Source organism: Nonomuraea sp. NPDC050022, assembly GCF_044460705.1.
GTDB lineage: Bacteria > Actinomycetota > Actinomycetes > Streptosporangiales > Streptosporangiaceae > Nonomuraea.
On the sequence record NZ_JBITKE010000001.1, the window covers coordinates 696,419 to 719,062 of the forward strand.

Below are 22,644 nucleotides of genomic sequence, written 5' to 3' on the forward strand. Positions count from 1 at the left end.
CTGCAGTAGATATGAGGAGCAGGAATGACCGTCCAGCAGGCTCACGCTCAGCCTCAGGCACTCGTGCTCAGCGAGATGACCGCCGAACAACTCCTGGTCGAAATGGTCAAGCCGGAGACCTCCGAGCTCGACAAGGTACGGATCCGCGAGCGTCTCGTAGCAATGCACGAGTGGCTGGCCAACGACATCACCCGCCGCTACCGCTACCGCGGCGAGCCCATCGAAGACCTGCGCCAGGCCGCCTACGTCGGCCTCATGAAGGCGATCAACGGCTTCGACGCCGAGCTCGGCCACGACTTCAGGGGCTACGCCGTCGTCACCATGACCGGCGAGGTCAAGCGCCACTTCCGGGACCGTACCTGGGCCATCCGGGTGCCGCGCGTCTACCAGGAGCGCCGCTCCGAGCTCAACAAGCTCGTCTCCGACCTCAGCCAGACCCTCGGGCGCGCCCCCACGGTCGCCGAGCTGGCCGAGAAGATGAAGATCTCCCAGGAGGATGTGCTGCTCACGATGGACGCCTCGGCGGCCTACAGCACGCTCTCGCTCGACGCCCCGACGGGTGTCGACGACGACTCCGCCTCCCTCGGCGACGTCATCCCCGAACACGACGAATCGCTCGACTCCCTGGTCGACAAGCACGCCGTCAAGCCGCTCATCGACGCGCTGCCGGTACGGGAGAAGAAGATCCTGTTGCTGCGCTTCTACGGCAACATGACGCAGGCCGAGATCGCCGCGGAGTTCGGGATCTCGCAGATGCACGTCTCGCGCATCCTGCGCAAGGTCCTCGACGACCTGCGCAAGGGCCTGTCGGACTGAGGTCCCCGGTCACGCCGCTTCGGCCGACGCCACACCGCGCCGGCCGAAGCGGCGTCACCACAGGCGCCACAGCAGGCGTCACTGCAGCTCGACACCGATCAGGCACGTGTCGTCGTCGGTGTCGGAGTTGCAGTGCGTCAGCAGGTGGTCCAGCCGCAGGTCGAGAGACCGAGCCGGCTGTCCGGCGATGACCAGCAGATGCTTCTGGGCGTGCTGCAGGGCGCGGTCCCGGCGTTCGATGAGCCCGTCCGTGTACATCATCAGGGTGTCGCCGGCTTCGAGCTGCAGCTGCCCCTCCTCGTACGCCGCCTCCGACACCGCGCCGAGCAGCAGCCCCTGGACCATCGGCAGCTCCGCCGCGTTCGTCCCCCGGACCAGGAGCGGCGGCAGGTGCCCGGCGCGGGCCCAGCGCAGGACCTTGGTCCGCGGGTCGTACAGGCCGCAGATCGCGGTCGCGGTCACGCTGTCGGTGAGATGGTGGGCGACGAGGTTGAGCCAGGTCAGCAGCTGGCCGGGCCCCGCGCCGGTGGCGGCCAGCCCGCGCAGGGCATTGCGCAACACGACCATGCCCGTGGCCGCCTGGATGCCGTGTCCGGCCACGTCGCCCACGGACAGGAGCACGTGCTTGGACGGCAGTACGACGGCGTCATACCAATCGCCGCCGACCAGGTGCTCCTCCTCGGCGGGCCGGTAGCGGACGGCGATCCGCAGCCCGAAGGCGTCCGTCGTCTCGTGCGTCGACGGCATGATGGCCCGCTGCAGCTGCAGGGCCAGGCGGTTGCTCTCGGCGGTCTGCTGCTCGCTGTGGGCGAGCTGGTCGCGGGTCGCGGCGAGCGCCACCTCGGTCCAGTGCTGAGATGAAATGTCCTGATAGGCACCGCGTACGGCCAGCAACCGGTCATCGGCCCCGAAAACCGGCTCCGCCACCACGCGGATGTGCCGGGCGATCCCGTCGGGCCGCTGGAGCCGGAACGCCGTCGAAGCCGAGCGCCGATGGTGCAGCACGGTGCGCAGGAACCGGCCGATGCCGGTCTCGTCGTCGGGATGGGCGTGCTCGCGCAGCCGTTCGAGGGGGATCGGCTCGTCGCCGGGAGACAGGCCGTACAGGGCGAAGAGCTGGTCGTTCCAGGTGACCCGGCCGGTGAGCGCGTTCTCCTCGAAGCCGCCGATGCGGCCCAGACGCTGGGCGTGCTGCAGGATGCCGGCCAGCCGCGCCCGTTCGTCCTGCGGCCGCCAGATGAGCAGCACGCAGTCACCGTGGCGGGTGGCGCTGACGCCGGCCTCGGTGCTCAGCCGTACCTGGTCCACCAGGGTGTCGAGGGTCATGCGGTCGGTGCGGAACGGCTCGCCGGTCGCGTGTACGTGCTCGACCCTGGCGAACAGCCCGCCGTTCTCGGCCGCCAGCGGGTACGCCTCCAGCAGCAGCGCCCCGGTCACCCGGTGGCGCGGACGCCCGGCCGGGTCGGCGAACCGGCCGTTGGCGTGCACGATGCGGAAATCGGTCAGCCTGCCGCCGCTGTCGAGATGCGGACAGAGCACCAGGGCGGGATCGTGCAGCCCGTCGGCCAGGTCGACGAGCTCGGAGAAGGCCGGGTCGGGCGACGCGGGCCCGCCCGGCGCGAACGTGTCCAGCGTGTGGGCGCACAGGTCCGCCAGCGCCTCGATCTGCCGCTCTATCTGCGGCGGCTGCGGCTCCAGGTCGTGCGGCCAGCCGATCTCCAGAACGCCCAGGATGCGGCCGCCCGTACCGGCGGGCACCGTCACCCGCCCGCCCTCGGCCGCCTGCCGGTGCCCGATGGTGGGCAGGCCGGCCTCGCGCAGGGCCGGGAACCAGACGGTCCGGCGCTCAGTGAGAGCCTGGCGAGCCGGGGTGGCCACGCCGGGAGGGACGTACCGCCACCGCATGGCCTCCTCGGCGCTGAGCCCCGCGTAACCGGCCAGGCTGAGCGAGGCGTCGGGACCGGCGGCCCACACGGCGACCGTCGTCGCGCCGAGCGGCGCCAGCGCGTGCTCCAGGAGCGACTCGGCGACCGCCTGGGTGTCGGTCGCGTCGAGCGCGCCGCTCTCGGCGGCGCGCAGCCGCAGGGAGACGGAGTGGCGCGCACGGTGGTGGTCCGCCGCCGCCAAGCGCAGGAACTCACCGGCCGTCTCGCTGATGCGGTCCTGCGCCGCCTGGTCGATGATGACCGAGGCCAGCTCCAGCTGCGACATCCCGGCCTGCTCGGCGAGCGTGGTGAGCTGGCGGGCGGCTTCGGCGGGGCCGCAGCGCAGCCGCTCGACCAGGACGCCCTTGGCCAGCTCGATCAGGGCGCGCCCGTCGGCGGCCAGGTGGGCGTCCTGGATCTCCTTGCGCAGCCGTTCGATCGTGGCGGCCAGCCGCCCTACGTTCGCGTCATCGGCCGAAGCCTCCGCACGGGCGGTGCCAGGCTGCTGTGCTGGTTGCAAGGTGGGACTCCTGGGGATGGACACGTGCTTGCCCGGCGGACTGCGCTAGGAGCTCATCCAGCGCTGGATCACCTCGATGAGATGGTCGGAGTCGACCGGTTTGGTGACGTAGTCGCTCGCTCCCGCCGCGAGTGACTTCTCCTGGTCGCCCGGCATGGCCTTGGCCGTCACCGTGATGATGGGCAGACCGTTGTACTGAGGCATGGCCCGGATCGCCTCCGTGGCGGCATAGCCATCCATCTCCGGCATCATCACGTCCATCAGGATGAGGTCGGTCTCCGGGTGGGCGATGAGCGTGTCGATGCCCTTGCGGCCGTTCTCCGCGTGCAGCACGTTCATGCCGTGGATCTCCAGCATGCTGGTGAGCGCGAACAGGTTCCTGGCGTCGTCGTCGACCACCAGCACCGTACGCCCGGCCAGCGTGTTGTCGACCTCCCGTCCGGCGGGCACGCCCACGTTGGCCGGCCGGACCAGGGGGAGCACGTCGCTCGGCTGGTCGGCGGTCAGGTGCAGGGCGATGCGCTCGCGCAGCTCGTCGAGGCTGGACAGCAGCTCCAGCGGCCGGTTGCTGGCGCGGGCCTGAAGCGTCGCCTCCTGCTGCGGGTTGGTGCGCCAGTTGTTGTAGGCCAGGACCGGCACCTGCTGGAGCGCGGGGTCGCCGTCCATGGCCTCCAGCAGGCCGTACGCCGCCATATCGGGCATGTCGATGTCGAGGACGATGCAGTGGCACGCCTCGGCGGCGAGCGTGGCGGCGGCCTCCTCCGCACCCGCGGCGGTGACCACCTCGACGCTCCCGTGGAGGTGGGCCAGGTCGCGGGTGTTGGCCAGGTCGGTCACGACGCTCTCGGCGACCAGGGACAGCAGCCCGCGCTGCCGCTCCTCGATGATCAGGAGCCGCCGTTGCTGCGGCACCACGGGCGCGGCGGGCAGGCTCTGCCTGGCGGCGGACGGCAGCGGCTTGGTCTCGGGGGCGGAGTAGTCCTCGAAGTCGGGGCGCGCGATCGGCAGGTAGAGCGTGAAGACGCTGCCCTGCCCCGGGGTGCTCTGCGCGGTGATGCCGCCGCCGAGCAGGTAGGCGATCTCGCGGCTGATCGACAGGCCCAGCCCGGTGCCGCCGTACTTGCGGCTGGTGGTGCCGTCGGCCTGCTGGAACGCGCCGAAGATCACCTCCAGCTGCTGCTCGGGGATGCCGATGCCGGTGTCGATGACCCGCAGGGCCACGGCCGCGCCGTGCGGACGCGCCTGAACGGGCAGCTCGGCCGGGCCGGCCGGTTCGATCCGTAGCTCGACGCGGCCCGTCTCGGTGAACTTCACCGCGTTGGAGAGCAGGTTGCGCAGCACCTGGCGCAGCCGCGAGTCGTCGGTGAGCAGCTCGGTCGGCACACCCGGCATGGTGGTGATCAGGAAGTCCAGGCTCTTCTGCGTGGTCATCGGCCGGAAGGTGGCCTCGACGTAGTCGAGCAGCTGGCGCAGCGACACGCGTTCGGGGTTGATGTCCATCTTGCCGGCCTCGACCTTGGACAGGTCGAGGATGTCGTTGATCAGCTGCAGCAGGTCGGAGCCGGCCGAATGAATGATGCCCGCGTATTCGACCTGCTTGGCCGTGAGGTTGCGGGTGTGGTTCTGGGAGAGCAACTGGGCCAGGATGAGCAGGGAGTTGAGCGGGGTGCGCAGCTCGTGGCTCATGTTGGCCAGGAACTCACTCTTGTACTTGGAGGCCAGCGAGAGCTGCTGGGCCCGCTCCTCCAGCTCTTGCCTGGCCTGCTCGATCTCCAGGTTCTTGGTCTCGATGTCGCGGTTCTGGGTGGCCAGCAGCGTCGCCTTCTCCTCCAGCTCGGCGTTGGAGCGCTGGAGCTCCTCCTGCTGGTTCTGCAGCTCCGCCGAGCGGGTCTGCAGCTCGACGGTGAGCCGCTGCGACTCCACGAGCAGTTCGTCGGTACGGGCGTTGGCCACGATGGTGTTGAGGTTGACGCCGATGGTCTCCATCAGCTGGTCGAGGAACGCCCGGTGGACCGGGGTGAAGGCGTAGACCGAGGCCAGCTCGATGACGCCGAGCACCTGCTCCTCGGCCACGATCGGCAGCACGACCACCGAGACGGGGGCCGTGCGCCCGAGCCCGGAGGAGACGGTGATGTAGTCGGCCGGGATGTCGGTCATGGCGATGGTCTTGTGGGTGCGCGCCGCCTGGCCGACCAGCGCCTCACCGATGCGGAACCGGATCGGCCGCTCGGGGTCGGCGGCGAATCCGTACGCGCTGATGAGCTGCAGCTCGGTCTCCTCGGCCAGGAAGAAGGCCCCGTACTGGGCCGAGACCAGCGGTGCCAGCTCGTCCATCACCAGCTCGGCGACCGTGGCCAGGTCGCGATGGCCCTGCATCAGCCCGGACATGCGGGCCAGGTTGGACTTGAGCCAGTCCTGCTCCTCATTGGCCCGCGTGGTCTCGCGCAGCGACTCCACCATCGAGTTGATGTTGTCCTTGAGGTCGGCGAGCTCTCCTTCCGCGTCCACGGTGATGGAGCGCGTCAGGTCGCCCGAGGTGACCGCGCTGGTCACCGCGGCGATGGCGCGGACCTGGCGAGTGAGGTTGCCGGCCAGCTCGTTGACGTTCTCCGTCAGCCGCTTCCAGGTGCCGGAGACCCCTTCGACCTCGGCCTGGCCGCCCAGCCGCCCTTCGCTGCCGACCTCGCGGGCCACCCTGGTGACCTCCGCGGCGAAGGAGGACAGCTGGTCGACCATCGTGTTGATGGTGGTCTTGAGCTCCAGGATCTCGCCGCGCGCGTCGACATCGATCTTGCGGGTCAGGTCGCCCTTGGCCACCGCCGTGGTCACCTGGGCGATGCTGCGTACCTGGTTGGTCAGGTTGTCGGCCATCGAGTTGACGTTGTCGGTGAGGTTCTTCCAGGTGCCGGCCACGTTCGGGACCCGGGCCTGGCCGCCGAGCTGGCCTTCGGTGCCGACCTCGCGGGCGACTCGGGTGACCTCGTCGGCGAAGGCGGACAGGGTGTCGACCATCGTGTTGATGGTCTCGGCGAGCGCGGCGACCTCGCCCTTGGCCTCGACGGTGATCTTCTGCGACAGGTCGCCCTTGGCCACCGCGGTGGCGACCTGGGCGATGCTGCGTACCTGGCTGGTCAGGTTGGAGGCCATGACGTTGACGTTGTCGGTCAGGTCCTTCCAGGTGCCCGACACGCCACGAACCGTGCCCTGGCCGCCCAGGTTGCCCTCGGTGCCGACCTCGCGGGCCACCCTGGTGACCTCGTCGGCGAACGCCGAGAGCTGGTCGACCATCGTGTTGATGGTCTCCTTCAGCTCCAGGATCTCGCCTCGGGCGTCCACCCGGATCTTCTGCGACAGGTCGCCCTTGGCCACGGCGGTGGTGACCTCGGCGATGCTGCGTACCTGGGCGGTGAGGTTGTCGGCCATGACGTTGACCGACTCCGTGAGGTCCTTCCAGGTGCCGGAGACGCCCTTGACGTCGGCCTGGCCGCCGAGCCGTCCGTCGGTGCCGACCTCGCGGGCCACCCTGGTGACCTCGTCGGCGAAGGAGGACAGCTGGTCGACCATGGTGTTGAGGGTGTTCTTGAGCTCCAGGATCTCGCCGCGGGCGGCGACGGTGATCTTCTGCGACAGGTCGCCGCGCGCCACGGCGGTGGCCACCTGCGAGATGTTGCGTACCTGGGCGGTCAGGTTGCCGGCCATGAAGTTCACCGAGTCGGTCAGGTCCCGCCAGGTGCCCGCCACGCCCTTGACGTCGGCCTGGCCGCCCAGCTCGCCCTCGGTGCCGACCTCGCGGGCCACCCTGGTGACCTCGTCGGCGAAGGAGGACAGCTGGTCGACCATGGTGTTGACGGTGTTCTTGAGCTCCAGGATCTCGCCGCGGGCGGCGACGGTGATCTTCTGCGACAGGTCGCCCCGGGCCACGGCCGTGGTCACCTGGGCGATGCTGCGTACCTGGTCGGTGAGGTTGCCGGCCATGGCGTTGACGGACTCGGTGAGGTCCTTCCAGGTGCCGGACACGGCCGGCACCTCGGCCTGACCGCCGAGCCGCCCTTCGGTACCGACCTCGCGGGAGACGCGGGTCACCTCGGAGGTGAACAGCGAGAGCTGGTCGACCATGCCGTTGAAGACGGAGGCGATCTCCCCGAGCAGCCCGTCGGCGTCGTCCGGCAGCCGGGTGCCGAAGTCGCCGTCGCGGACCGCGGTCAGGCCGGCCAGCAGCTGTCGGAGCTCCGGCTCGCCGACCTCGCCGACGTCACGTGTCCGCTTGGGACGTCCGGACGAACGTGAGGCCCCCGCTGCGTCACTCATGTTCACCCCTGGGTCGATCCTGCAATTGTCAAAGCTTCACCAGGAGAATAGTCAAGCGGGCGAGTACATCGTGCTCATCGTCGAGTAGCGGTCAAGCAACTGGCTTAATGCCCTGGTAGATGGTCAGGATTTGCGGCCGACAGCGCCATATTGCGACACTTCCTGGCCGCGATATTGGGTGGTGGGCTCGGGGCGCCACTTCGGCAGCGACACCATGCCCGGCTCGACCAGTTCCATCCCCTTGTAGAACTCCATGAGCTGCTCGGTCGTCCGGATCGTGATGGGTGTGGCGCCGCTGTCGTTCCAGATGGCCGCGGCGCGGTCCATGGCCGGGCTGCTCACGCTGGAGGCGATGGTCAGATAGCTGCCCGAAGGGAGCGCCCGCATCAGCTCGGCGACGACCGTGTACGCCTGCTCGTCGTCCGGCACGAACTCCACCACGCCCAGCAGCATCAGCCCGACCGGCTGGGTGAAGTCCAGCGCCTTGGCCGCGTGTTCCAGGATCGTCTCCGGGTCGCGCAGGTCGGCGTCGATGTACGTGGTCAGGCCCTCGTCGGTGCCGCGCAGCAGCGCGCGGGCGTGGGCCAGGACGATCGGGTCGTTGTCGACGTACACGATGCGCGCCTCGGGCGCGGCGGCCTGGGCCACCTCGTGGGTGTTGTCGGCCGACGGGATGCCGGTGCCGATGTCGAGGAACTGACGCACCCCTTCCTCCACGACCAGGTGCCGCACCACGCGGGCCAGGAACTCCCGCTCGGCGCGGGCGATGATGGCCAGCTCCGGCATGACCTCGAGGATCTGCTCGCCCGTCTCGCGGTCGGCGGCGTAGTGGTCCTTGCCACCGAGCCAGTAGTCGAAGACGCGCGCCGGATGAGCCACCGAGGTGTCTATGCGGCTGAGCTGCTCCATGACGTCGTCGTTCGCGTCCTCGGTCATCAGGGGTCCCCAGGTCGTCGCGGTAAAGGAGGGCTTATCTCGGCTCAGCCTAGAGGTCATTTCACTGGCAAATCGCAAGAATCACGACATGTGATCATTTGAATACTTGACATGGATCAAAGGGCACCAGGAAACTCTCCTGCACCACCGGACAGATTGTTCGGTAAACGTTTACAGGGAGCGACCGATGCCCTTAACTCGATGGAGCGGTGTCGGTGCGCTCATAGCCCTCGCCCTCGTCGTCCTGCTGGCCGTACCGGGAGAGGCACGCGTACGAGCCGGCCGCACCGGGACGATCACCACGGCCGCCGCGCCCTCGGCTGCGCTGGGGGAGAACATCGCCTACAACCTCTACCTGCCGTACGGCTACGCCAAAGGCACCGATCGCTACCCGGTGCTGTACCTGCTGCACGGCCGCGGCGACACGATGCAGGCGTGGACCCGGGTCAAGGACACGCTCGACGCGATGATCCGGACCCGGCGGATACCGCCGCTCATCGCCGTCATGCCCGACGCGCCGTGGAGCGAGCGCGGCAGCTGGTACGTGGACTCCCGCTACACCGGCTCCGACCTGCCAGGACGGCCGGTCGAGACCGCGCTGACCCGCGACCTGGTCGCCCATGTGGACGCGACGTACCGCACGGCGCCGATCCGCCAGGCCCGCATGGTCGGCGGCTACTCCATGGGCGGCTCGGGCGCGCTGCGCTTCGCGCTGGCCCACCAGGACCTGTTCGGCAGCGCCATCGTGCTCAGCCCGGCCGTCTACACGCCGCTGCCGCCGGGCGACTCCTCCACGCGCGACTACGGCGCCTACGGTCAAGGCGGCGAGAAGTTCGCCGACAAGGTGTATGAGGAGTCGAACTACCCCGCCCTGCTCCCCAAGCTCGACCAGGACCTGCCCGTACGGCTGTTCGTGGCCGTCGGCGACGACGAGTACGCCAACCCCGATCCCGCCGACGCCCAGCACGACCTCGACTTCGAGTCCGCCGCGCTCTACAACGCGGCCCGGCGCTCGCCCGCGATCTCGGCGCAGCTGCGCGTGCTCGACGGCGGCCACGACTGGAGCGTCTGGGCGCCCGCGTTCGAGCAGGCGATGGCCGAGCTCGGCCCGGGGCTGAGCGTCACGCCGCCGGCCGGGCTGCCCGCCCCGCTGTACGGCACGGCCGCCCAGGACTGGGCCGGTGGTGTCGCGGCCCACGCCGACGGCTCGCTGACCACCGGGTTCGCGGCGAGCGGACCCGTCGGCGGCCAGCCGTACGCGGGCCGCCTCGACGCGGTGCTGGTCCGCGGCGGAGCGAACGGCTGGACCAGGCAGCTCGGCACCGCCGCCGACGAGCGGTTGTACGGCGTCGCGGCGCTGCCCGACGGCGGCGTCCTCGCGGCCGGTTACACCAAGGGCGACCTGGACGGCCACCACGCGGGCAACACCACGGACGACGCGTTCGTGGTCCGGCTCGACGCGAAGGGCGCGGTCCGCTGGCTCACCCAGTTCGGCGCGCCGGGCGTGGCCGACCGCCTCTACGGCCTGGCCGCCGCCCCTGACGGCGGCGCCTACGTGGCCGGCTACACCAAGGGCGCCCTCGACGGGGCCAACAGCGGGGACAAGGACGCGCTGGTCGCCCGCCTGTCCGCCGACGGCGCGGTCTCCTGGGTCCGCCAGTACGGCGGGGTGGGGGAGGACAAGGCGTATGGAGTGGCCTCGGACGGGACGAACCTCTACGTGACCGGCAGCGCGACCTCGGCACTGCCGGGGACGACCGCGCTCGGCGGGCTCGACGGCTGGCTCGCCGCCTACGACGTCACCGGGGCCCGGAAGTGGGCCACCACGGTGGGCGGCACCGGTGACGACCGGCTGAACGCGGTGACCGTCACCACGGCGGGCCTCGCGGTCGCCACCGGGGGCATCGGCGGTGATCTGGTCGCGGCGGCGTACACGGGCGCGGGCAAGCCGCGCTGGCAGGCCACCGTCGCCACCCCGGCCGCCGACGAGGGCGCCGCCGTGGTGCCGCTGACCGGTGGTGCGGTCGCCCTGGCCGGGTACACCCGGGGCCGGGTAGGTGTGGTGGCGGGCGCCGCCGACGTCCTGACGGTCCGGCTCGACGGCAAGGGAAAGCAGCAGGCCGCCGCCCAGCTCGGCACCGCCCGTGACGACGGGGTCGACCCGTTCTCCGAGGTCAACCTGTACGCCGCCGCCACCCCGTCGGGCCAGGTGGCCGTCTCCGGCCTGACCTACGGCACACCGACCGGCGGCCAGGCACCGGGCAACGGCGACGTCTTCACCACCACGATCGACCCGGCCACCGGCCTGCCCACCGCCAAGGGGTGAGCGCCGGGTGCCCAGCCTGCTGGGCGCCCGGCCCGCCCGGCTCGAAGAGGCCGCTTGGGGAAGGGCGCCTTCGGAGGGGCGCTGGCGTCAGCCCGGGGTGAGGAGGCCCGCGTCGACGATGGCCCGGCCGAAGGGGCGGGCCAGCTCGGCGAGGCGTTCGCAGCCCTCCTCGCCCAGCGCCGAGTAGGCGGGCAGGGCCAGCGCGTCGGTGCGGGCCTCGATGTGCTGGCGCAATGTCTTGCCCTCGGCGCTGAGCGTGTGGCCGTCGAGGAGCCCGCGTTCGCGCAGGCTCTCCCCGGCGGCCGCCCACTCCGGCTCCGGCCAGGCCCGGCTCAGCTTGAGGAAGTCCACCGGGACCTCCCCGCTGGCGGCGTGCAGCACGAGCGCGTCCAGCGGCCCGACGCCCTCGGTGACCAGCGTGCTGATGTGCCCGTCACCACGGAACTCGCGCAGCAGCGTCTGCGCGTGCCACAGCTGGAGCAGCGGGTCGTCCGGCCAGGCCAGCGCGGCGTGCGCGGCGAACAGCGGGCGGCCCTGCGGATGCTCGCAGGCGGCCTCGGCGGCGCGGCGGGCCAGCGCGAGGACCGTGTCCAGCTCGGGCTGCTCGTGGATGCCCGCCCGGCGCAGGGCCTCGTCGGCCGCCTCGTACCGCGCGGCCAGCACCTGCTCGGGCGTCGCCAGGTCCCAGGCGGCGGGCAGCGCCTTCCGTACGAGGTCGGGGTGGAAGTTGTAGAAGGTCGCGATGACCAGCTCGGCGGAGGCCCGGCCGAGCGCCGCCCCGCGCGAGGCGAAGTAACCGGAGCGGACGTTCAGCCCCAGCGCGGCGTACCGCTTCCGGCCCTCGGGGACGAAGTAGATCATCCCGTGCACCGGCTCCAGCCGCCGCCAAGCCTGTCGTGCCGCCTTCATGTCCACGTCCCCCTTCATGACAATGACTCCACGAACCGCGCCATCCCGGCCAGCCACCGGTCGGGATCGTCGGCTTTGCGGCGGGCGAAGTCGGCCACCTCAGGGTGCGGAAAGATGTGGAAGCGCTCCGCCGCCAGCCCTTCGACCACTGTGCCTGCCACGTCGGCCGGGTCGAGGATCGCCCCGGACGCGCCGACCGCGCGCGCCGTCAGGTGGTCCTCCGCGACGCCGCGCTCCAGCATGGCGGTCCGTACGCCCTGCGGGCACAGCACGCTGACCTTGACGCCCTTGGTCGCGTAGTGGATCGAGACCCACTCGGCGAAGGAGATGGCCGCCGCCTTGGTCACCGCGTAGGGGGCGTCGCCGGGGCAGCTGATCAGTCCGGCCGCCGAGCAGGTGTTGAGCAGGTAGCCGCCGCCCCGCTCGACCATGCCGGGCACGACCGCCCGCGCGGCGTACACGTGGGCCCGCAGGTTGACCGACCACAGGCTGTCCCACTCCTGGTCGGTGGCGTCCAGCCCGTGCCCGGCGATGACGCCCGCGTTGGAGCAGAACAGATCGGGCGGGCCGAAGGGCGTCTCCGCCAGCGCGGCCACCTCGGCCTCCACCGACACGTCGGTCCGTATGGCCACGGCCCGGTCGCCGATCTCCTTGGCCACCGCGCCCGCGCCCGCCTCGTCGAGGTCGGCGACCACCACTCCGGCCGCCCCCTCCGTGGCGAACCTGAGCGCCATGGCCCGGCCGATCCCGCTCGCCGCCCCCGTGACGACGACGACCTTGTCCCGCACCCGCATGAAGCCACCTTCCTAACCGACCGCCCGGTATCCAGAACGTAGTTCTATTACCGGTGGCGAGTCAACGTCTCGATGGCGCGCTTGAGGATCTTGCCGGTGGGGCTCATGGGCAGTTCGTCGGCGAACGTGACGTGCCGGGGGTACTTGTAGGCCGCCACCCGCTCCCTGACGAAGGCCCGCAGCTCGTCGGCCTCGACCGGCGCGCGCAGCGTCACCACGGCCGCGATCTCCTCGCCGAGCTCCGGGTGGGGGACCCCGATGACCGCCGCCTGCCGTACGGCGGGATGCTCGTACAGGACCTCCTCCACCTCGCGCGGGTAGACGGTGTAGCCGCCCCGGATGATCACGTCGCGGCGGCGGTCGACCAGGAAGAAGAACCCGTCCTCGTCGACCCGGCCGAGGTCGCCGGTGTGGAACCAGCCGTCGCGGATCGCCTCGGCGGTGGCGGCCGGATTGTTCCAGTAACCCTTCATCACGTTGGGGCCCCGGACGACGATCTCGCCGATGTGGCCGGTCGGCACCTCGCCGCCGTCCTCGTCGACCACCTTCATCTGGACGTCCTTGATCGGGCGGCCGATCGACCCCGGCCGGGTGCCGTTGCGGCCCCGGTTGGACGAGGCGACGGGCGAGGTCTCGCTGAGCCCGTAGCCCTCCACGATCGAGCAGCCGAACCGCCGCTCGTACGCCCGCAGCACGTCCAGCGGCAGCGCCGCCCCGCCGGAGACCAGGATGCGCAGCAGCGACATGTCGGAGGCGCCCGGATGGTCGAGCAGCGCGATGTACATGGTCGGCACGCCCTGGAAGACCGTGACGCCGTCCCGCCGGATGACCTCCAGCGCCCGGCCCGCCGCGAAACGCCGCAGCAGCGTGAGGCGCGCCCCGGCCTGGACGGTGGCGTTGAGCGAGCAGGTCTGCCCGAAGGAGTGATAGAGCGGCAGCGCCCCGAGCACGACGTCGTCCACCCCGAGCGCGTGCATGCGGGCGACGGCCGCGGCGTTGCCGCCGAGGTTGCCGTGGGTCAGCTCGACGCCCTTGGCCCGGCCGGTCGTGCCGGAGGTGTAGTGGATGACCGCCGTCTCGCCGTCCGCGCGCGGGGTGACGTCGTGCTCGGCCGCCAGGCCGCGCAGCAGCCGCTGGAACTCGCCCGGCACGACGAAGAAGCAGTCGGTCGGGGTGCCGGCGGTGCCCGCCTCGGCGGTCTCCGCGAAGGCGTGCCAGGCGATGAGCAGGCAGGCCCCGCAGTCACCGACGTACGCGGCGATCTCCCGCCTGCGCAGCAGCGGATCCAGCGGGACGACGACCGCCCCGATCCGCAGCACCCCGTAGTAGACGACGGCGAACTCCGGGACGTTCGGCAGCATGATCGCCACCCGGTCGCCCGCGCCGATCCCGCGCAGCCGCAGCAGTGCGGCGACGCGGGCGCTCATCAGGTCGAGCGCGCCATAGGTGAGCGCCTCGTCGTCGAGCGTGACAACCGTCCTCCCGCCGAGCCGATCGGCGACGGTGTGGAGCCGGTCAGCGAGATTCATGGAACGACCGTACGTCCCCGCTCCCACGTCGCTCATCGGTCACGGTGGCCAGTCTTTGCCGCCCGAGGTTGGTGGTGGGCGGCAGAGAGTCGTGCAGGGCGATCGCCACGAGCAGGTCGAGCAGGTCGCTGATCCGGCGCAGGCTGCGACCGGTGCGCTCCTGGATGCGGCGCAGGCGGTATTGAGCGGTATTGGGGTGGATCTGCAGCCGCTCGGCCGAGGCGCGCAGGTTGAGGTCGGCGGCGGCGAAGGCGCGGATCGTGGCGGTGAGCACGCCGCCGCGCGCCCGGTCCTCGGACAGGAGCGCGGTGATCCGCGGATCCACCAGGTGGCGGGCGGTGTCGTCGGCCCTCAGCGCCAGGTACTGGAACGGCGACAGCCGCGGCAGCGCGGCCACACCGCCGTCCTCCGGCAGGAACTCCAGCACGGTACGGGCCTCGTCATACGCCTGCGGGATCCCGGCCGTCCCGGCGACGACCGTGCTGATGCCCATCGCCAGCACGATCCCCTCGCCCATGAGGCTCTCGCGCACGGCCTGCAGTCGCTCGCACAGCTCCTCCGGGTCGCCGCCGGGGCCGAGCGCGGGGATGGCGACGATCTCCGACTGCCGTACGACCGACAGCGTCCGCGTGCCGTTCGCCCCGGCCCTGGAGATGGCCGCGCAGGCCGCGTGCCGCGCGTCCGCACCGCGGTCGGGTCCCGTGGCGACCGGGTTCCCGCTGGTCACGAGCGCGCGCGGCCCGAGCAGGACCGCGATCACCACGACCAGGGGCGTGCGGGTCTCGGACCCCAGACCGTACGCCTGGGCTGCGGCCAGTTGCCCGCCGCGCGTGGGCGCGCCGCCGGCCAGCAGGGTCTCCAGCAGGTCCCTGCTCTCGTGTACGGCCTCCGCCGCCGCGTAGCGCTGGAACTCCATGTACGCGTTGGCCGCGTGCGTACTGGCGAAGTCGCAGTAACGCATGATCGGGGCCGCCAGGGAGAGCGCGGCCTCGTGGCCGGCGGCCGAGTGGCCGGCCCGCTCCAGCACCGACCCCCAGAAGACCCGCTGGCCGACGCGGAAGGCGTTGATGTAGTCGGCCAGGGCGACCCCGGCCCTGGCCCGCCGCATGGCGGCCCGGCGTGCGAAGGCGATGTCGTCGACTGTGGCCGTGCGGTCTTCGAGCATCACGGCCAGCTTGCTGCGGTAGTGACGGACCACTTGGTCGCGTACGTCGGCGAAGAAGTTCTCGTCCTGAGCCGCGTAGGCGGGGATCTCGGCCCGCATCGTCTGTACGGCTGTGTCGGCGAGGTCGGCTAGATGATCGAGGAGCTCGGAGAGGATGCGCGTGCGTTGGACGCGGACCATCGCCGAACCGGTGAGCGTTTCCGTGCTGAAACCACCGGACATGCCGGGATGATCCATGCACTTTGCCAGGCGGTCAACAGGTCGTAACCGGTCCGAGACAGACCCTGTGCCCGGCGGACAACAGTCGGCACGCATCTTGGGTGACCGTGCCCAATGTGGTGCCGGACGGGTGACTTCTACGCTTTCAGCACGTTGTTCGCCGCTCACCGTCAGCGGGAGGCCGGAGTGCTGGAGGTAAGCGAGCTCACGGTCCGATTCGGTGGCATCACGGCGCTCGACGGCGTGGGCTTCTCGGTGCGGCGCGGCGAGATGGTCGGGCTCATCGGGCCGAACGGCGCGGGCAAGACCACGCTGTTCAACTGCCTGACCCGCCGCCACGACGCCGACGCGGGCCGGGTCGCGTACGAGGGGCGGGACCTGCTCGCCGTACCTCCGCACGCGATCGCGGCTTTGGGCATCGCCCGGACCTTCCAGAACCTCGGCCTGTTCCCGCGCATGTCGGTCCGCGACAACACGCTGGTCGGCGCGCACCACCGAGGCCGGGCCGGCTTCCTCACGGCGGGCCTGCGCCTGCCCGGCGTGGGCCGCGAGGAGGCCGGGCTGCGCGCCGAGGCCGACGCGGTGCTCGAGCGGCTGGCGCTGAGCGAGGTCGCCGACCATCCGGCCGCCGGGCTCCCGTTCGGCACGCTCAAGCGGGTGGAGCTGGCCAGGGCGCTGGTCGGCCGCCCCGAACTGCTGCTGCTCGACGAGCCGGTGAACGGGCTGAGCTCGGCGGAGGTCGAGGAGTTCGCCGGCGTCCTGCGCGCCATCCGCGACGAGTACGACCTGACCATGGTCGTGGTCGAGCACCACATGGGCTTCGTCATGGGAATCTGCGACCGGATCGTCTGCCTGGACTTCGGCCGCAAGATCGCCGAAGGAGCTCCGGCGGAGGTCCAGCGCGATCCCGGGGTCATCGAGGCGTACCTGGGGACCGCCGTATGAGCGAACTGGTGGTGACGGACCTGGTCGCCGGATACGGCGACGCGAAGGTGCTGCACGGGCTGAGCCTGGCGGTCGGCGCGGGGGAGATCTGCGCGATACTCGGGCCGAACGGCGCCGGCAAGACAACCTTGCTGAGGGCGCTGTCCGGCATGGTCCGGGGGCGCGGCAGCGTCCGGCTCGGCGGGACGGAGCTGACCGGCCGCTCCCCGGACGCCATAGCCCGGCGCGGTGTCGCCCACGTGCCCGAGGGGCGCGGCACGTTCATGCCGCTCACCGTCGAGGAGAACCTGCGCTTGGGCGCCTACGTACGCCGGGGCAGAACCGGCGTGGACGCCGACCTCGACCGCATCTACACCTACTTCCCGGCGCTGAAGCCCAGATTGCGGCAGACGGCGGGCAGCCTCAGCGGCGGCGAGCAGCAGATGCTGGCCATCGGCCGCGCGCTCATGCTGCGGCCCCGGCTGCTCCTGCTGGACGAGCCGTCACTGGGCCTGGCGCCGCTGGTCACCCGGGAGCTGTTCCGCATCGTGCGGGCGATCAACGAACAGGAGCGGACCACCGTGGTCGTCGTCGAGCAGAACGCCCATCTCGCCCTCGGCATCGCCCAGCAGGCGCATGTCCTGGAGACCGGCCGGATCGTGCTGTCGGGCACGGCGGAGCAGATCAGGGCGGACGAGCAGGTCGCCCAGTCCTACCTCGGATACCGGGTCTAGCCATGGCCGGCTTCCTGCAGCAGGTCGTCGAGGGGCTCGGCGCGGGTGCCATCTATGCCAGCCTCGCGCTGGCCCTGGTGCTGATCTACCAGTTCACCGGCATCGTCAACTTCGCCCAGGGCGAGCTGGCGATGTTCTCCACCTACCTGGCCTGGCAGTTCACCGCCGCCGGGCTGCCGTTCTGGCTGGCGCTGGTCATCACGCTCGTGGTGTCGTTCGCGGGCGGGATGCTCATCGAGCGAGTGATCATCCGCCCGGTCGAAGGCGCTCCCGAGCTGACCGTGGTGATCGTCACCGTGGGGCTGTTCATCTTCGTGAACGCCGCCGCCGGGTGGATCTGGTCCTTCACCATCAAGGACTTCCCCAACCCGTTCCCTGAGGGCGCGCTCACGGCAGGGAGCGTCAGCGTGGGGTACTCGACGCTGGGCATCCTCGGCGTCGTCGCCGTGGTGATGGGCCTGCTGTACCTGCTCTTCCAGCACACCAAGATCGGCCTGGGCATGCGCGCGGTGGCCGCCGGCCCGCAGTCCGCCCGGCTCGTCGGCATCCGGGTGGGCTGGACGCTCGCGCTCGGCTGGGGCCTGGCCGCCACGGTCGGCGCGGTGTCGGGCGTGCTGGTGGCGCCGCTGCTCTTCCTGGACCCCAACCTGATGGGCGGGGTGCTCATCTACGCCTTCGCGGCGGCGACGCTCGGCGGGTTCGACAGCCCGCTGGGCGCGGTCGTGGGCGGCCTGATCGTCGGCGTGGCCGAGACGCTGGCCGGGGCGTACGTCGGCTTCATCGGATCGGATCTCAAGATCGGGGTGCCGCTGGTCATCATCCTCGGCGTCCTGCTGCTGCGGCCTCAAGGGCTGTTCGGGCGAGCGGTGGTGGAGCGGGTATGAGCGAGTCGGCGGAGGCGACCGGTTCGCCGGTCGCGAAGGGGCGGTGGCGGGTGCCCGCGAACTGGCGCTGGATCGCCGTGGCTCTGCTGCTCGTACTGGCTTGCTACGCGCCCTTCCAGCTGGTGCCGTTCCGGGTCTTCCAGTTCACCATGGTGCTGATCTACGCGGTGGCGCTGCTCGGGCTGAACCTGCTCGTCGGGCACACCGGCCAGATCTCGCTGGGGCACGGCGCCTACTTCGCCGTCGGCGCCTACACCGCGGCCATCCTGCTGCACAGCTGGCGCGTGCCCTACCCGGCCACGCTGCCGGCCGCCGCCGTGGTGGCGTTCGCGCTGGGTCTGGCGTTCGGCGTGCCCGCCGTCCGGCTGCGCGGCCTCTACCTGGCCCTGGTGACCCTGGCCATCGCGATCTTCCTGGTACCGCTGCTCAAGCGGTTCGAGTCGGTAACCGGCGGCTCCATGGGGCTGACACTGGCCAAGCCGGCGCCGCCCGCGTGGACGGGACTGGCCGAGGACCAATGGCTGTACTTCCTCACGCTGGCGGTGGCCGTCGTGGCGTTCCTGGTGACCCGCAGCGTGCTGCGCTCGCGGGTCGGCCGGGCGCTGCACGCCATCCGCGACAACGAGTCGGCGGCCGAGGTCATGGGCGTGCGACTGTCGTTCTACAAGACGCTCTCCTTCGCCTGGAGCGCGATGCTCGCCGGGATCGCGGGCTGCCTCTACACGTGGGTGATCGGGTTCGTCTCGCCGGACTCCTTCGTCGTCACGCTCTCGATCACGCTGCTGGCCGGCCTCGTCGTGGGCGGCCTCGGCTCGTACTGGGGGCCGCTGCTGGGCGGGCTGTTCGTCATGTTCGTACCGAGCATCTCCCAGAGCGTGAACGACGCCGCGCCCGGCGTCGTCTTCGGCCTGCTGATCATCGCGGTGATGTACGTCGCCCCGACCGGCCTGGCCGGGCTGGCGGGCCGCGCGGCGTACTCGATCAAGAAGACCCTCCGGAAGGAGTAACAGGCATGCGCGTATCCGTTATCGGCTGTACGGCGATGCTCCTGGCCGCGGTGGCGGCCTGCGGGGGGCGGGGCGGGACCGAGCCGGGCACCACGGCGTCGGGGCCGTGCCAGGGCCAGCAGACGACCGGCATCACCGACAAGAGCATCAAACTCGGCGGCATCTACCCGCTGTCGGGACCCGCCTCCGCGTACGGTGACATCCCCAAGGGCATCAAGGCGTACTTCGACTACACCAACGCCGAGAAGAACGGCATCGGCGGGCGCAAGGTCGAGTTCGTGGTCCGGGACGACGGCTACCAGCCGCCCAAGGCGGTCGAGGAGGCCCGCCGGCTCGTCGAGCAGGAGCAGGTGTTCGCGCTGTTCCAGACGCTGGGCACCCCCTCGACGACGGCGACCTGGGACTACACCAACCAGCAGAAGGTGCCGCAGATCTTCGTCGCGACCGGCGCCTCGAAGTGGGGCACCGACACCAAGCACCCGTGGACCATCGGCTGGCAGCCCAACTACATCTCCGAGGCTCGCGTCTACGCCCAATACCTCAAGAAGGAGAAGTCCAACGCCAAGGTCGCGGTGCTCTACCAGAACGACGACTTCGGCAAGGACCTGTTCGGCGGCTTCAAGCGGGCCATCGAGGGCAGCGGGATCACCGTCGTCGGCGAGCAGAGCTACGAGGTCACCGACCCGAGCGTCGACCCGCAGATGCGCAACCTCGCCGGATCCAAGGCTGATGTGTTCCTCAACATCACCACACCAAAGTTCGGCTCGCAGGCGCTGGCCGCCGACGCCAAGAACACCACCTGGAACCCGCTGCACATCCTCAACAACGTCTCCGCCTCGATCACTGTGCTCAAGCCCGTCGGCTTCGAGAACGTCCAGGGCGTCGTGTCCTCCACCTACTACAAGGACCCCAGGGACGCGACGTGGAACGACGACGCGGAGATGAAGCTCTACAAGGCGAAGATGGCGCAGTACGCGCCGGGCACCGACCCGAACGTGCCGTTCTTCACCTTCGGCTGGGCGGTGGCCGACTCCTTCAACAAGACGATGTCGGCCGCGAAGTGCCCGACCCGCGAGGGGCTGCGCGACGCGATGCGCAGCCTGAGCAACGTGCAGATCAACATGCTGCTGCCCGGGGTGACGATGAACACCGCCGCCGATGACGGCTTCCCGATCGAGTCGATGCAGCTGATGAAGTTCAAGGGCGAACGGTGGGAGCTGTTCGGGAACGTCATCGACACCCGCAAGGAGTTCGGACCGCTGACCGGCTGACAAGCATGGGCCTTCGCTTTCGGGGGGCGCTGTCGCGCTGCCGGCTTCGGGCTGCGTCCAGTGGGGGGCAACGCCCCCCACGCCCCCACCTTCACAAGCGTGGGCCTTCGCTTTTGGAGCGCTTTCGCGCACTGGGCTTCGGGCTGCGCCTAGTGGGGGGCAGCGCCCCCCACACCCCCACAAAAGCATGGTCCTCGCTAATCGCTCGGGCGCCTTCCAAACGCAAGCGGCCCCCTGACCGGAGCGAGCCCACCCAGCTTCCACAGGCGATCGCTCAGCATCAAAGAAGCCGCGCCAAAGCTGACAACAAGGTCGCGTCCAGTGACGGGTGCAAGTGAGACGGCGGGCGTAGGTTCCCTTCAATACCGCCAAGCGCTGCGCAGACTAGCTAACGGGGCGGCCGTTGTGCAGGTACGCGACAGTGTCAGCGTCAGCGGCGGTGATCGCGGCCTGTAGGCGTGCCCACATGTACGGCCGGAGCCGCTTCCGCGCTTGGTCGGGAGTGCAGAACTCGAACGCGCCCAACTCGGTATCGGCAAGGCGTAGCGCGGCGGTTTGGCCGGCGGTGAGGATTCCGGCGTTGAAGATGAACATCACCGAGTCGTCCCATGGGCCGTGTGGTGGCACCCAGTCAACACACACCAACGCCATGTCCTCCGGGAGGTGGAGGCTGAGTTCTTCGGTCAGTTCTCGGCGGAGGGCATCAAGCGGTGGTTCGTTGGCTTCGGCCATGCCACCGGGGAGATCCCAATTGGGTTTGTAGGTGGGGTCGACGAGCAGCACACGGCCATGATCATCACAAATGAGGGCATCTACCCCCACGCGCTTGCGGGCCTGGCGGGCGTTGCCCTCGGTCAGATGCGCGCGGTAGGCGGCGGGATCGCGTTCGTAGAGCGGCCGGGTGTCGGGCTCGGTCATGGGGTTGGGCTGGTCCTTGACTGTGTGGTGTCGGTGGTGAGCTGGTAGAGCCATTCACGCTGCCGCAGCGCCTCGGCCAGGTGGTCGAGGAAGCCCCGCGCGCATGCGGTGGCGCGATGCGGCTGAAGCTGGTCGCGCAGATCGCGTAGTTGCTGAATCACCAGATACGAGCCTAGCGACCCGGTGGTATAAAGAACATCGGTCGCGACTGCACACGCCTGGTCCAACGCGCCGCGTTCGATGAGCACACCGGCCAGGGTGAGGTGCCCGAACGCGCGGGAGCGGGTGCGGCCGGCCGGCCGTAGCTCTAGAACTCGCTGGGCGTGGCGCTGGGCTGCGAGTAGGTCGCCGAGCTGCCGCATGCACCGGGCCGCGTCTCCGGCGAGGGACGCAGCATCAAACGGTGACACCCAGGGCGACGGGGCCGCGCTGTGGCTGCCCTGCAGGGCGGTCTCAGCGCGGCCCAACAGTGCGCGCGTTTCCCGTGATCGTCCTGCGGCGGCGTGCCCGCGAGCCTGCAACGCCCACAGCCGCGCGGCCAGTTCGGGGTGAGCCGGCCCCGCCGTCAACTCGCGCTGTCCCTGAGCGGCGTAGCCGATTGCGTCATCGGGGTGGGCGCGATGGTGCGCGAGGTGGGCCAGGCTCGCGAGCACGTGAACCCTCAAATGGGGGTCGTCGCCCACGCCGGACAGGTCTCGCGCCCGCGCGAAATGCCGCCCGGCGCGGTCGTCGTCTCCGGCGTCATGCGCCATCCACCCGGCCATTTCTGTGAGTGCTGCCGCCGCGGTGAACACCTGCGTCCCCTCACCGCCGAACATGCGGAGACTGAGGTGGTCGCGTAGGTAGGTGGCGACGGTCGCGTACAGGTGAGCGCCGCCAATTTGGGCGTCCACCGCCCGCCACGCCGCCACTGCCGCCGCCGCATCCTCACCGGGCCCCGAGACGGTGGCCCGCGCCGAAACCGGAACAGGGACCGGGGGCGGTTCCGCGGCCGGGGCTGAGGCATGCGCTGGTGGGCGCGCTGCGCGCTGCTGCGGTACCTGAAACCACAACCGGTCAGCCGGGATGTGCAGCAGTCGCGCCCACTGTGTGAGCCTGCCCAAGTCGGTTATCGGCGGGCCGTTCTCAATCCTGGACAGCTGGGGTTGGGTGATGCCCACCCACGCTGCCACCGTTTCCTGTCGTAGGGGGCGGTCGTGGTGCGGGTGGGCGCGATAGGCTGCGATGACCTTGCCCATGTGCCACTGGTCGAGCGCTGAGCGCATGCTGGGATGGGTCCAGAACTCCGGCGGCGCCCTCGGCGGCCCGGCGGGCGTACCAGTCGCCTCACGTGCGCCCGTGGTGCATGCCGCGCACCGGCCGCTGGTGTTGTCGCGCGCTAGGCGTGTCCCGCAGCGGCAGCGCCGCGCCTGCGTGTCGGTCATCTGGACTCACCGCCACATCGGAGATCCCTGCACCC

General features: G+C 70.6%; 16 protein-coding genes. 7 read left to right on the forward strand and 9 right to left on the reverse strand.

Features of this window, described 5'->3' with window-relative positions:
• Positions 1 to 24: 24 nt before the first annotated feature.
• Entirely contained in the window at positions 25 to 816 is a 792-nt protein-coding gene (locus ACIBO2_RS03155) for a SigB/SigF/SigG family RNA polymerase sigma factor (protein ID WP_358536262.1), read from the forward strand.
• Between the two features lie 78 nt (positions 817 to 894).
• Here ACIBO2_RS03155 and ACIBO2_RS03160 read toward each other — a convergent pair whose 3' ends face one another.
• The 3 genes from ACIBO2_RS03160 to ACIBO2_RS03170 all read right to left on the reverse strand — a co-directional run bounded on the left by ACIBO2_RS03160 (position 895) and on the right by ACIBO2_RS03170 (position 8,505).
• Positions 895 to 3,261 (reverse strand): SpoIIE family protein phosphatase, encoded by a 2,367-nt coding sequence (locus tag ACIBO2_RS03160; RefSeq protein ID WP_358536264.1) that lies wholly within the window; start codon positions 3,259 to 3,261, stop codon positions 895 to 897.
• 45 nt (positions 3,262 to 3,306) lie between these two features.
• Positions 3,307 to 7,569, reverse strand: a complete 4,263-nt coding sequence (locus ACIBO2_RS03165) for a HAMP domain-containing protein (RefSeq protein WP_358536266.1) — start codon at positions 7,567 to 7,569, stop codon at positions 3,307 to 3,309.
• Positions 7,570 to 7,692: 123 nt separating this feature from the next.
• The gene (locus ACIBO2_RS03170) at positions 7,693 to 8,505 is read right to left on the reverse strand and encodes an SAM-dependent methyltransferase (protein WP_397295084.1); all 813 of its coding nucleotides are present in this window, start codon (positions 8,503 to 8,505) and stop codon (positions 7,693 to 7,695) included.
• Positions 8,506 to 8,692: 187 nt separating this feature from the next.
• On the opposite strand from ACIBO2_RS03170, the gene ACIBO2_RS03175 reads away from it, so the two are divergent.
• Positions 8,693 to 10,831: an alpha/beta hydrolase-fold protein gene (locus tag ACIBO2_RS03175; protein WP_397295085.1), complete on the forward strand. Its 2,139-nt coding sequence runs from the start codon at positions 8,693 to 8,695 to the stop codon at positions 10,829 to 10,831.
• An 87-nt stretch (positions 10,832 to 10,918) separates the two neighbouring features.
• On the opposite strand, the gene ACIBO2_RS03180 is transcribed toward ACIBO2_RS03175, so the two are convergent.
• From ACIBO2_RS03180 to ACIBO2_RS03195, 4 genes are read right to left on the reverse strand one after another with little or no spacing between them, the layout of a single operon-like run.
• Positions 10,919 to 11,758 (reverse strand): hypothetical protein, encoded by an 840-nt coding sequence (locus ACIBO2_RS03180; RefSeq protein ID WP_358536270.1) that lies wholly within the window; start codon positions 11,756 to 11,758, stop codon positions 10,919 to 10,921.
• Complete coding sequence (locus ACIBO2_RS03185) at positions 11,755 to 12,534, reverse strand: SDR family oxidoreductase (protein WP_397295087.1); 780 nt, start codon at positions 12,532 to 12,534, stop codon at positions 11,755 to 11,757. Before ACIBO2_RS03185 ends, ACIBO2_RS03180 begins: the two co-directional genes overlap by 4 nt.
• A 47-nt stretch (positions 12,535 to 12,581) precedes the next feature.
• Positions 12,582 to 14,063 carry a long-chain fatty acid--CoA ligase gene (locus ACIBO2_RS03190; RefSeq protein ID WP_358536274.1) on the reverse strand — a complete coding sequence of 494 codons (1,482 nt, stop codon included), beginning with the start codon at positions 14,061 to 14,063 and terminating at the stop codon, positions 12,582 to 12,584.
• Entirely contained in the window at positions 14,050 to 15,450 is a 1,401-nt protein-coding gene (locus ACIBO2_RS03195; RefSeq protein WP_358536276.1) for a helix-turn-helix domain-containing protein, read from the reverse strand. The genes ACIBO2_RS03190 and ACIBO2_RS03195 overlap by 14 nt, the downstream gene beginning before the upstream one ends.
• Before the next feature lie 183 nt (positions 15,451 to 15,633).
• Between ACIBO2_RS03195 and ACIBO2_RS03200 the strand changes: the two genes are divergently transcribed.
• From ACIBO2_RS03200 to ACIBO2_RS03220, 5 genes are read left to right on the forward strand one after another with little or no spacing between them, the layout of a single operon-like run.
• Complete coding sequence (locus tag ACIBO2_RS03200; protein WP_358536278.1) at positions 15,634 to 16,392, forward strand: ABC transporter ATP-binding protein; 759 nt, start codon at positions 15,634 to 15,636, stop codon at positions 16,390 to 16,392.
• Positions 16,389 to 17,105, forward strand: a complete 717-nt coding sequence (locus ACIBO2_RS03205; RefSeq protein ID WP_397295090.1) for an ABC transporter ATP-binding protein — start codon at positions 16,389 to 16,391, stop codon at positions 17,103 to 17,105. Before ACIBO2_RS03200 ends, ACIBO2_RS03205 begins: the two co-directional genes overlap by 4 nt.
• Before the next feature lie 2 nt (positions 17,106 to 17,107).
• Positions 17,108 to 17,989, forward strand: a complete 882-nt coding sequence (locus ACIBO2_RS03210; RefSeq protein WP_358536282.1) for a branched-chain amino acid ABC transporter permease — start codon at positions 17,108 to 17,110, stop codon at positions 17,987 to 17,989.
• The gene (locus ACIBO2_RS03215) at positions 17,986 to 18,996 is read left to right on the forward strand and encodes a branched-chain amino acid ABC transporter permease (protein ID WP_397295092.1); all 1,011 of its coding nucleotides are present in this window, start codon (positions 17,986 to 17,988) and stop codon (positions 18,994 to 18,996) included. Before ACIBO2_RS03210 ends, ACIBO2_RS03215 begins: the two co-directional genes overlap by 4 nt.
• A gap of 5 nt (positions 18,997 to 19,001) precedes the next feature.
• Complete coding sequence (locus ACIBO2_RS03220) at positions 19,002 to 20,267, forward strand: ABC transporter substrate-binding protein (RefSeq protein ID WP_358536287.1); 1,266 nt, start codon at positions 19,002 to 19,004, stop codon at positions 20,265 to 20,267.
• Between the two features lie 384 nt (positions 20,268 to 20,651).
• Here the strand turns inward: ACIBO2_RS03220 and ACIBO2_RS03225 are convergent, their stop codons facing one another.
• Together ACIBO2_RS03225 and ACIBO2_RS03230 are read right to left on the reverse strand one after the other, a co-directional pair.
• Entirely contained in the window at positions 20,652 to 21,185 is a 534-nt protein-coding gene (locus tag ACIBO2_RS03225) for an NUDIX domain-containing protein (RefSeq protein WP_397295094.1), read from the reverse strand.
• Positions 21,182 to 22,450 carry a helix-turn-helix domain-containing protein gene (locus ACIBO2_RS03230; protein ID WP_397295096.1) on the reverse strand — a complete coding sequence of 423 codons (1,269 nt, stop codon included), beginning with the start codon at positions 22,448 to 22,450 and terminating at the stop codon, positions 21,182 to 21,184. The genes ACIBO2_RS03225 and ACIBO2_RS03230 overlap by 4 nt, the downstream gene beginning before the upstream one ends.
• Positions 22,451 to 22,644 lie beyond the last annotated feature (194 nt).